Below are 11,460 nucleotides of genomic sequence, written 5' to 3' on the forward strand. Positions count from 1 at the left end.
TATTTAAGGAATAAAACAATGATAAAAGCTGCATTTTTTGATGTAGATGGTACTTTAGTTAGTTTTAATACTCATAAAGTATCTGATTCTTCAAAAGAAGCTATAAGACTTTTGCAAGAAAAAGGTATTAAAGTTTTTATAGCTACAGGAAGAATAAAGAAACATATAAACAATATAGATGATCTAGTTTTTGATGGTTATATAACCGCTAATGGGGTTGATTGCTATATAGGAGACAAATCTATATATAAGCATTCTATAGCAAGAGATGAAATATATTCTTTAATGGATTATTTAAAAAACAAAGAACTATTTCCTTGTTCTGTTATGATGAATAGCGGTATATATATTAATTATATGACAGACGATGTAGAAAATGTATCTAAATCAATTAATTTGCCAATACCTGTTGTTGATAATTATTATAATTTTTTAGAAGAGAACATTGATAATATACTTCAGATTAATTTATTTGTAGATAAAGATAAAGAAAAAGAATTAATGTCAAAGATATTTAAAAATTGTGAATCAAGCAGATGGCATAAAGCATTTGCAGATGTTAATACTAAAGGCGGAGGCAAACATATAGGTATAGATAAAGTTATAGAGTATTATGGAATTAAATTAGAAGAGACTATTGCTTTTGGTGATGGAGGTAATGATATTAGTATGATAAAGCATGCTCATATTGGTGTAGCTATGGGTAATGCTAACAAGGAAGTGAAAGAAATTGCTGATTATGTTACAGATGATGTTGATAATGACGGAATATATAAAGCTCTAAAACATTTTAATATAATATAAAAAAAATTAAATAGATACTTATTTTTATAATTATTTATCCGATAAAATAAGTAATAATTTGACTTAATTTATAAATTTTATTATAATATAAAATATAAGTTTAACGGAGTGTTAGCTATGACTAGAAAAATATTTCTACTTTTATTTACTATTTTAATTTTATCTATAATGTTTATAAGCTGTAAAAAATTTGATACAACAGCAACAACGGTAGAAAATCCAGGAACTTATACTAGTATAGATCCTATTTTAGGTCAAGAATATAAATTACAAGTTACAACTACAGCTAATAGTATTACTATAGGAATATATGATACTACTGGTACTGGTAATATTATAGGAGCGGCAGAAAATATAGATAAATTATATCAAGAAACAGGAAGTAGTAATTATAGTTTCCAAACAGGTGTAATGTCTGGTAATTTCAGTGTATTATCTGCTGATCAAATAAAAATTAGCTTTGTAAGAAATACTCCTCCATATCTTAGTGTAAGAGATGTAATTTGTACTATTACTCCTTAATCTGAAGGAATTATAATTATGGAGGGTTTTAAATTTATTAAAATAATATGTAGTTTTTCTATTTCACTAATAATTATTTTTTTAATAAGTTGTCAAAGCCCTCTATTTCAAAATCCATATAATGCTCAAAATGATCTCGTTACAAATTCTCAATATCATGGTAAATATATTAGTAAAAATAGTGTAGGTCAAAATGCAAATGAAAAATTAAATATAGTAATAACAAATGATAATGGCATAGGTATTTATATGTGGATAGGCAGTGCATCTTTTCCAATAAATGACAATCAGAGATTTGATATAAAAAGTTCTGATATTGACGGAGATTTTCCGCATTATGCTTTTAACAATGAAGAAGTGGTTGGAAAATTAAGTATAATTAATCAAGGTGTAATAAATATATCTTTTGCTAAACTTTTGCCTCCATATTTAAATATTCAAAATGTAACATGTAATAAAACTAATGAGGAATAAAATATTAAGTTATATTAAAAATTAAAATACATATGCCGATAATTAAAACATATATATAAGTTTGGAGTTTTTTATGAAAAAAACTATTATATTAATAACTTTATTTATAATATTTTTAATATCATGTACAGTAACTACTACAGCACCAGAAAATCCATCTTTAATAAATGGTAACACTTATAAAAGCTCTTTCCCAGTACTTGGAGAAGCTTATCTTTGGGTAACAACATCAGCCAATACAATATCATTAAATTTTGGTTCTAAAGATGCTCAAGCTGGAGGAACAGGTGAAATAATTTATGATACAACAACTGGCATTACTAATACAATATCATCAACTGATAAAAATAATACAAATACTTATGCTTTTCAAACAGGAACTATTACAGGAAGTTTAGAAGTGTTAGATGATACTAGAATAAAAGTATATTTCACACAAAATGTAACTCCATATATAAAAATAATGGAAGCTGTATGTGAAAATACTACTGCTACTGCTGTTCCATAATAAAATTGATAAATAAATTATTTATTATTGACTAAATTTAATAAATTTATTATACTTATAACAATAGGAGATACTATTTTTATGAATAAGATAATAAGTTTTGTAATTATTTTTTTATCAATAATATTGTTTATATCTTGTAAAGCAAATACAGGGCCTATAGAACAATCAGAAATAACTCAGCAGCTTACAGGAGCCAATGGACTAAAAAGTTCTTCTCCTGTATTAGGTCAAGCATACCTTTGGGTTAATATTACAACAGATGGCTCTACTACTTCAAGTATATCTTTAAAATTCGGAGATGAAACTACACCTCCTGGAGAAAATGTTCAAGGTGAAGAAGTTAAATTTAATGGTACTATAGAACATATATCTCCAACAGCTAATGAAAATGCAAACTCTTATGCATTTCAAAGCGGTACTGTTACAGGTGTACTAGAAATATTAAGTGAAACTCAAATTAAAATAACTTTTTCTAGAAATATATCACCATATTTAAAAATAAATGATGTAGTATGTACTGTACAATAAAATTATCATTTTTATATAATATTTCTCAATAAATAAATATAAATAAAGGTTTGTACTTGATGGAAAATGTTGCGATTATTGGTGCTGGCGGTTGGGGACTTGCTTTAGCTAATATTTTYTCTGAAAAACATCACATTAGAGTATGGGTGCATAGTGAAGATAGCTATAATAGGCTTAAAAAATTCCATAGAAATGACAATTATTTAGAAAATATAGAATTAAACAAAGAAATAAAATTTAGCATGGAACTTGATGAAGTTATCAATGATGCTAAAATTGTTATTATTGTAACTCCATCTTTTGCATTCTATAATACCTGCGAAAATATAGAACCATATATAAGTAATGATCAAATAATAATATCTGCAACAAAAGGATTAGACAGAAATACTGGTAAAACCATGAGCGAAGTTGCTAGGAGTATAATATCAGGAGATGTAAATATTCTTACACTTTCTGGTCCTTCTCATGCTGAAGAAGTTGCTAAGGGAGTACCTACTGCAGTTGTCATTGGCGGAGAGAAAGGTGTTTCAGAATATGTGAGAGATACTTTAACTGTGCCTCCAAAATTTAGAATATATAACTCTACTGATCAAAAAGGTGTAGAGATAGGAGGAGCTTTAAAAAATATTATAGCAATAGCTGGCGGTATAGTTGATGGGCTTAATTTAGGAGATAACACTAAAGCAGCACTTATAACAAGAGGTCTTCATGAAATAGTGAGATTTGCCTTAAGTAAGGGGGCAAGAATAGATACTATGTATGGTCTTTCTGGAATAGGTGATTTAATAGTAACTTGTTCTAGCGGATTAAGCAGAAATAATAGACTTGGAAGAGAGCTTGCAAAGGGGAAAAAATATCAAGATGTTATAGCTAATTCTCATGGACAAGTAGCAGAAGGAGTATACGCTACAACAGCCGCATATGAATACGCCAAAAAAAATAATATATATATGCCTATAACAGAAGCTATTTACAATATATTATTCAATAATGCTAATATACAAGAAACCCTAACAGAACTTATGAGTAAAGATGCAAAAAGTGAAGGTTTTTATTAATTAATAAATTTTAATAAATTATTCAATATCAGCAGCTTCTGGTATTTCGTTATTTTTCAATTTATTTATAAAACTTCTTAATTCATTTTTAGATGCAGCTGCAGTATTTACCTTACCTCTCTCTATAATTCTTTTAGTGCCAAGACCTACTATAGTTTGAATATCTAATATAAAGCTAACTGTACCATCACCTAAAATAGTAGCTCCAGCTATACCTTCAGATTTTGTTATACTATCTTTAAGTGTTTTAATAACTATATCCTGCTCACCTATTAAGTTATTAACAAGTAAAGCTACTTTTTTGTCTTCAGAAGATATAATAACAGCATAATATGATTTAATATCAGTATATCTTGAAGGAAGTCTAAATAACTCTTTTATGCTAAGTATATTAACAACCTCATCTCTTACCTTAATAACCTCAGTGCCCTCTAATTCTTGTATATCTGTAGGTTCTATCTTTATAGTTTCTAATATACTGTTAATAGGAACTGCATAATATTCTTTTTCTGCATCCACTATCAAAGCTTGAATAATAGCAACAGTTAAAGGTATTCTTAAAGAGAAAGTAGACCCCTTACCATATTCTGTATCAATTCCAACAGTACCATTAATCTTCTCTAAACTTTTTTTAACAACATCCATTCCTACCCCTCTTCCAGAAATATTTGTAATTTTGGAAGCGGTAGAAAAACCGGGTGCAAATATATATTCAAGCATTTGCTGTTCTGTTAATTTAGCATCTGCAGATACAAGTCCTTTTTTAACTGCACTTTCAAATATCTTATGCGGCTGCATTCCTTTACCATCATCTGATATTTTTATAATAATAAGGTTACCTTCATGTGAAGCCTGCAAAACTACAGTACCAACTCTACTCTTTCCAGCATTTACCCTGTCTTCAGGCATTTCTATACCATGGTCCACAGCATTTCTTATAATATGCACCAATGGATCAACCAAAGTCTCTATTACAGATTTATCAAGCTCGGTATCTTCTCCATACATTTCTAATTTTACCTCTTTGCCTAAATCTCTTGATAAATCTCTTATTAAACGAGGAAACCTATTAAATGTTTGTGCAATAGGAACCATCCTTATTTTCATTACTGTTTCTTGCAACTCATTTGTTACTCTTGTAAGAAGCTGATAGGAACTTCTATATCTATCTAAAGTAAATTTGAAATCTTCTTCTATTTTTGATATTTCATTTAATTTACTATTAAAATTATTAATATAATTAGCTCTCAAATCTTTAATTTCTTTCTTTTGGGCATAATCTTCAAACTTTCTAAGAAGCTGAACTATAGTATCTCTATAATATTTTTTTATGTCATTTATTGAAGTAGAAATTAATTTACCATAGGAAGACAAATCATCATCATACTGAACATAAGAACTTTTATTTGTAACAAGCTCCCCTACTTGATTCATCATAGCGTCTATTCTATCACTTTCAACTCTTAAATAAGAACTTTGTCTATCAACTTTTTTGTCTTTATTAACATTTTTTTCATCTTTCTTACTAGCAGCAGACTCTTCTTTTGAATTTTTATTTGATGCTTCTTTCTCATAGTCTTCTAATACAAACTCTTCTATTTTTATCTCATCAGTTGTTTCTGGAAAGGTTATATCATTAATTATATCATTGTCTTCTTCTGTGGTAGCTAGTAAATACACTACATCTTGATAAAACTCATCCCCTTCCAAATCCTGTAATGGCGGCACACTTGTAACAATATCGCCTTTTTCTTTAAGAGCAACGAATACCTGAACACCTCCAACTGTTCTCATTGAGCTTTCTGCATTAAATTTAACATATACTAATTTTATTTTTAATCCATCATCTTTATGTTCTCTTATAGCACTTAATATATCATTATCTAAATTTAAATTATCATATTTATTTGATAATTTATCATCTACTGTTTTTTCAATATTTAAATCTTCTGCAGCAGTTTGTGTCTCTGAGCCTAATTGTAAATTTTTAAAATCATCTAACTTTTTTATCTCTTCATCTATATCTACAGTGCTTACCGATTCATTGCTTGCACAATTTATAAGCTCTTTTAAAACATCTATTCCTTTTAATAAAATATCTATAGTAGCATCATCAACATTAATTTTTTTGTCTCTTATTAAATCAAGTAAATCTTCAAATCTATGAGCATATTTTTGTGTATCAACAAGTTCAACCGCCCCAGCACTTCCTTTCAAAGTATGCACTGCCCTAAATATTTCCTGCACAGCATCGACATTATCTCTATCTTTATCAAGAATAAGAATATTCTCTTCTAATCTATCTAACATTTCAAAAGCTTCTTCAAAGAAATCTTTAAGCAAACTTTTTATATAATCATCCATTTAAAATCCTCATATTCTAAAAAAATATTATTACCCATTATTTATTATCGGATAATATTAATTATCTCTATAAATTTTACTTGACAATATGCTTCTTTATTATATTATAAAATAAATTAAAAGTCTATATTTTAAAGAGAGGCATATTTATGAAATTATGTATAATAGGTACAGGTTATGTTGGACTTATAACTGGTGCTTGTTTAGCCGAAATGGGAAATTATGTTACATGCGTAGATAATGATAAAGAAAAATTAAAAAAATTAAAAAGCGGAATAACTCCTCTATACGAACCCGGATTAGAAGAGCTTATAGTATCAAATGTATCTGAGGGAAGATTAGAGTTTACAGATGATTTAGATTATGCTGTAAAAAAATCTATAGCTTGTTTTATAGCTGTTGGCACTCCTTCTGGAGATGATGGAAGCTGTGATTTAAGCTTTGTACTATCTGTAGCTAATGATATAGGCAAGGCTATGAATGGATATAAAGTAATTGTTGATAAATCCACTGTACCTGTAGGAACTCATAAACTAGTGGAAGAGGCTATTAAAAAACATTATAATGGTGAGTTTGATGTTGTTTCTAATCCTGAGTTTTTAAAACAGGGGGCTGCTGTTGATGATTTTCTAAAGCCTGATAGAGTTGTTATAGGTTCTAATTCTGAAAAAGCAATAGACATTATGAGAGATATTTATAATCCATTTACAAGGACTGGTAACCCTATTATTATTATGGACGTTCGTTCTGCTGAAATGACTAAATATGCTGCTAATGCTTTTCTTGCTACAAAGATTTCTTTTGCTAATGAGATTGCTAATATATGTGAAAAAGTGGGTGCTAATGCTGATTTGGTGAGAATTGGTATGTCTAGCGACAAAAGAATAGGAAATCAATTTTTATTTCATGGACTTGGATATGGCGGAAGCTGTTTCCCTAAAGATGTGCAGGCTCTAATAAAAACTGCTTCAGATTATGGAATTAATTCTGATTTACTTAAGGCTACTCATCAAGTAAATATTAATCAAAGAAAAATTTTTGTTGAGAAGATATTAAAATATTATAATAATGACATAAATGGAAAAACTTTTGCTTTATGGGGATTAGCATTCAAACCTAGAACTAATGATATGAGAGAGGCTCCTGCTATCACAATCATTAATATGCTTCTTGAAAAAGGTGCTAAAATAAGAGCTTATGATCCTAAAGCTTTTGACAGTGCTAAGGCTATATTTGGAGATAAGATATATTATGCAGAAAACTCTTATGAGGCTTTAGAGAATGCTGATGCTTTGATACTTGTTACAGAATGGAATGAGTTTAGAAGACCTAGTTTTGACAAAATAAAAGAATTATTAAAAGAGCCTCTCATATTTGACGGCAGAAATCAATACGATAAACAAAGAATGACTGAAAGAGGAATAAAATATATATCTTTAGGAAATGCTTAAAAAATAATGATATATTTCACTTCGGATACTCATTTTTTTGGCAGTATGCATGCTAATAGAAAATTATTGTTTAGTAACTATAACGACATGCATAATACTATATTTTATAATTGGAACTCTGTTGTAAATAATAATGATGACATATATATAATTGGTGATTTCTCTAATGAAAAAGGATATATAAAAACAACAGAGCTTCTAAAAAACTTAAATGGAAATAAGTATCTAATAAAAGGGAGTAATGATAATTTTTTAGAAAATAAAAAATTTGATTATTCTCTTTTTAATTTTATTAAAGATTATCATGTACTTAATTTTGAAAATAAAAAAATAATATTATTCCACTACCCTATATTAGAATGGGAAGGCTATCATCAAAATTCAATTTTAATTCATGGGCATTGGCATAAAGACAAAAAATATCATAACAGAGCATTTAATGTATCTTCTGATATTCATAATTTTACTCCAGTATCTATAAAACAAATATTGAATAATATAAATTAAATGTTATTATATAATTATGAATATATACAAACAATTACTTTTAAATAGGCTTCATAAAAACATACAGGACAAAAACAAAATAGAAAATGAAACCATAAGACTTTTAACTTATGATGTAACAATAGAACCTAAGATTGTAGAGCTTGAAGAGAAAAGCAGCGTGTTGTGTTCTGTTTATTTTTATATAAAGGCACCTATATTAGAAGAGGATTTTTATGAGTATTGTTCTGTTATAGCTAATGATAAATATAAGGCTATTGAACTAGTTGCTGATGATTTTGTTTACTGTGCTTTTAATGGAATGATTGATTTTTTGAATGGTGTCTCTCATCATGAAATAGATACTTATATGCTTGGAAATAAAAAAAGGTTTAGTGTATGCGAAAGTCCTATAATAGGTCTTGGAAGCAGTATTGAAAAAGAAAAATTTTATGATGAATATATAAAAAATGATGACAGCAATAATTATTCTTCTTTTTTATGGTATGCAATAAGCAAAGAGATTCCTTTCATGCTTGCAAACACTAGAGTAAATATTATTAAAGTTTATGGTGCTAAAATGCCTGATGGTGAAATTATTACAGAATGCTATATAAATAATAATCATAGTGAAAGTATTGAAAATGCTATAATTGAATATATTGATAAATGGGACAACAAAGAAGAGTTTTTCTCTATAAAGCAATTCTTTTTTATCCTTCAATATGATTATAGTTATAAAAAATATCCATATACTAGAGAAGAGATTGAATATTTTGTAATAGAATATGTATTGGAATTTGAGAAGAGTCATCAAAATTATGATATATTTATGAGCAACATTAAAAACATAATAACAGACAAAAACATAAGAGAAGAGATTATAAACTTTGTACCAGAAATATGCACAGAAAATGCTTTTAAAGATATTAGGTTTGATGAGAGGGTAAAAGTTAATATAGGTTCCAACACCTACACAATATTAAAAAGTCAATTTACAAGCTACAAATATATAGAAGATGCTCTAATAGATGGATTTTCTAATAAAATATTTAAAGAAGAAACATTTAATAATCTCATTCATATAAGCAATTCATACAACACTATATACGAAGCTATGCAAAATAATATTAAAACTAAAGATATAGTGGTTTCTACAACATTTAATTTTACAGAAGATTATCAGTATATTTAAAATAAATTATTCATATTATCTTTTATAGATGAATTTATAGAGTTAATAGAATCAAAACAATTTTGAAGCCTATAAAATATATAAGAATCTGTTTTTATTGGCTCTTTTAAATCCTTACTATTAAAATCATCAATTTCGTTTTTAAACAGTTTTGCTATATGCTCTAAAATAAATGATATATTCTCTATAAACATTAGCATATTATTTTTATCTTCTTTTCTATTATATTTTTTTAATAAATATATCAACTGCTCTGCTTCTACTATAAATGTTCTATTTGCTTCTATAAGTGAATCTGTAATTGGAGTGCCTTTATATTTAGTTTGATTTTTTTCATGTATTATAATATTGTTCTTTATCATATATGCTTTTAATAATATTTCATACAAATAACTTGAAGTAGTTCCGCTGTTAATAATTCTCTTCATTTGGTTGATTATTATAGTATCTATTTCTATAAGCTCGCTAATTTTATCAACCATACCTTTATGACTTTCAGTTTTCATTATAAAATTGTCGAAAAACCACACTATAAACAAAGCAATCACAATGAATCCTATTCTCGATGATGTAGAAACTAATTTTGTAACATATGGAAAAGAAGATATTAATGCTGACATTGTGCCGTATATTTTTTTAAATAAAGTGTTAATAGAAGCCAAAGACAATACAAAGCATAAACCTATAAAAGGTATAATCATATAATAAGGAATATATCTAAATACAGTGCCAAATATTACAACACCTATAATATTTCCTATGAGATTAATTTTAAGATTAGCCTTAACATCTTCATAAAAAGGATACATCATTATATAAGAAAGTATAGGAAGCCAATAACCACGTACGGCTATTTTCTCTGGCAAAAAATATCTAATTGCAAAACTTACACACATTATAATGCCCATCTTTAAAGCAAATCTAAAATGGCATTTATTAATATTAAACTCTTTTTTTATTGTAGTAAATTTTAAATAAAACTCTTTTTCTATCTCTAAATCATCAGCCCTATTTTCAAACATATTATGTAGTATATTATCAAGCTTCCTTAATACATAAAGCCATTCATAATTTTTATTCTCATCACTAAGACTATAATTAAAAGTTTTTATTTGTTTTGTTATATAATTAAACTCTTCTTCTTTTTTAGTAATATCATTTTTTAAAAACTCTCTAATATTATCTAAAAGCTTATATAAATTGTAAAAATATTCAAAATCACTCTCTTTTAAATTATCAATATTTTTATATTCTTTTTTTATTAATAGATTAATCTCCTCTAAGAATAATACAAACTCAAAATCATTAATATTTTTATTACTCATAATAAAGTTTCTTTTTAATGAATCCATATATATAGAAGAAGTATATAAATTAATGGCAGGAAATAAATCATCTATTTTCTTCAACTCACATTTTTTATTACATAATAAAAGTAATTTTTTATTTACAATACCAATACATTTTGAAGCTAAATTATTGTTATTATTTTTAGTGATTATTTTGTTTAATGATAAAAATATAAATATAATAATTAAAGCAAAGGCAATAGACTCCATTCTAAGAGATATATTTTCTATTGGTATATTATAAGCTTGAAATATCACATAAGCAAAGCCATATATAAAATAACCTCTCGGGGCAAAATCATCAGATAATAAAAACACTATTAAAAAAGGCACCACAAAATTAAGTATTATTATTAGGAAAATATTCTGCTCTGCAATAGTAGCCAAAAATCCAAGTAAAAGTATTCTAAAAGCGACAAGAGGATAATTTGATACTGTAAAACTTTGACGCATTAATCCGCATATAAATATACTCACAACACCAATAGTAGAGTTCTCTCTTCCATATAGTTTTGCAGTTATAACAAGAATAAAAAGCCCCACCAAAACACTTGGAGTAAAGTCCACTACTCTTTTTAAAAATGATATAAATATTTCTTTTTGCTTTATATAAAAATCTTTAGAGACTAGACTTGAATTTATTATTTTATTCATAATAATTACTATAAATAAAAACAAAAAATAGTCAATAAGAAAATAAAATATAACTTAATTG

At 26.8% G+C, this 11,460-nt stretch carries 11 protein-coding genes; 9 read left to right on the forward strand and 2 right to left on the reverse strand.

Annotation, left to right across the window (positions count from 1 at the left end):
- Positions 1-18 precede the first annotated feature (18 nt).
- From GQX97_RS04615 to GQX97_RS04640, 6 genes are all read left to right on the forward strand, one after another.
- Entirely contained in the window at positions 19-804 is a 786-nt protein-coding gene (locus GQX97_RS04615; RefSeq protein WP_157150765.1) for a Cof-type HAD-IIB family hydrolase, read from the forward strand.
- A 117-nt stretch (positions 805-921) separates the two neighbouring features.
- Complete coding sequence (locus GQX97_RS04620) at positions 922-1,326, forward strand: hypothetical protein (RefSeq protein WP_157150766.1); 405 nt, start codon at positions 922-924, stop codon at positions 1,324-1,326.
- Positions 1,327-1,344: 18 nt separating this feature from the next.
- Positions 1,345-1,800 (forward strand): hypothetical protein, encoded by a 456-nt coding sequence (locus GQX97_RS04625; protein WP_157150767.1) that lies wholly within the window; start codon positions 1,345-1,347, stop codon positions 1,798-1,800.
- A 73-nt stretch (positions 1,801-1,873) separates the two neighbouring features.
- The gene (locus GQX97_RS04630; RefSeq protein WP_157150768.1) at positions 1,874-2,308 is read left to right on the forward strand and encodes a hypothetical protein; all 435 of its coding nucleotides are present in this window, start codon (positions 1,874-1,876) and stop codon (positions 2,306-2,308) included.
- A gap of 81 nt (positions 2,309-2,389) precedes the next feature.
- Positions 2,390-2,839 carry a hypothetical protein gene (locus tag GQX97_RS04635; RefSeq protein WP_157150769.1) on the forward strand — a complete coding sequence of 150 codons (450 nt, stop codon included), beginning with the start codon at positions 2,390-2,392 and terminating at the stop codon, positions 2,837-2,839.
- Between the two features lie 59 nt (positions 2,840-2,898).
- Entirely contained in the window at positions 2,899-3,900 is a 1,002-nt protein-coding gene (locus GQX97_RS04640; protein ID WP_157150770.1) for an NAD(P)H-dependent glycerol-3-phosphate dehydrogenase, read from the forward strand.
- Positions 3,901-3,918: 18 nt separating this feature from the next.
- Here GQX97_RS04640 and GQX97_RS04645 read toward each other — a convergent pair whose 3' ends face one another.
- Positions 3,919-6,264 carry a chemotaxis protein CheW gene (locus GQX97_RS04645; protein WP_157150771.1) on the reverse strand — a complete coding sequence of 782 codons (2,346 nt, stop codon included), beginning with the start codon at positions 6,262-6,264 and terminating at the stop codon, positions 3,919-3,921.
- 149 nt (positions 6,265-6,413) lie between these two features.
- On the opposite strand from GQX97_RS04645, the gene GQX97_RS04650 reads away from it, so the two are divergent.
- The 3 genes from GQX97_RS04650 to GQX97_RS04660 are packed head-to-tail and all read left to right on the forward strand — an operon-like array spanning position 6,414 to position 9,396.
- A complete protein-coding gene (locus GQX97_RS04650) occupies positions 6,414-7,715 on the forward strand; it encodes a UDP-glucose/GDP-mannose dehydrogenase family protein (RefSeq protein ID WP_157150772.1) in 1,302 nt (433 codons plus the stop codon).
- Positions 7,716-7,721: 6 nt separating this feature from the next.
- Positions 7,722-8,222 carry a metallophosphoesterase family protein gene (locus GQX97_RS04655; protein WP_157150773.1) on the forward strand — a complete coding sequence of 167 codons (501 nt, stop codon included), beginning with the start codon at positions 7,722-7,724 and terminating at the stop codon, positions 8,220-8,222.
- 16 nt (positions 8,223-8,238) lie between these two features.
- Positions 8,239-9,396 (forward strand): DUF6348 family protein, encoded by a 1,158-nt coding sequence (locus tag GQX97_RS04660; protein WP_157150774.1) that lies wholly within the window; start codon positions 8,239-8,241, stop codon positions 9,394-9,396.
- Here GQX97_RS04660 and GQX97_RS04665 read toward each other — a convergent pair.
- Positions 9,393-11,399, reverse strand: coding sequence for an FUSC family protein (locus tag GQX97_RS04665; protein WP_157150775.1), 2,007 nt, complete (start codon positions 11,397-11,399; stop codon positions 9,393-9,395). The genes GQX97_RS04660 and GQX97_RS04665 overlap by 4 nt on opposite strands.
- Positions 11,400-11,460 lie beyond the last annotated feature (61 nt).

Origin of the sequence: Brachyspira sp. SAP_772 (assembly GCF_009755885.1) — a bacterium.
In the GTDB taxonomy this organism is placed as follows: domain Bacteria; phylum Spirochaetota; class Brachyspiria; order Brachyspirales; family Brachyspiraceae; genus Brachyspira.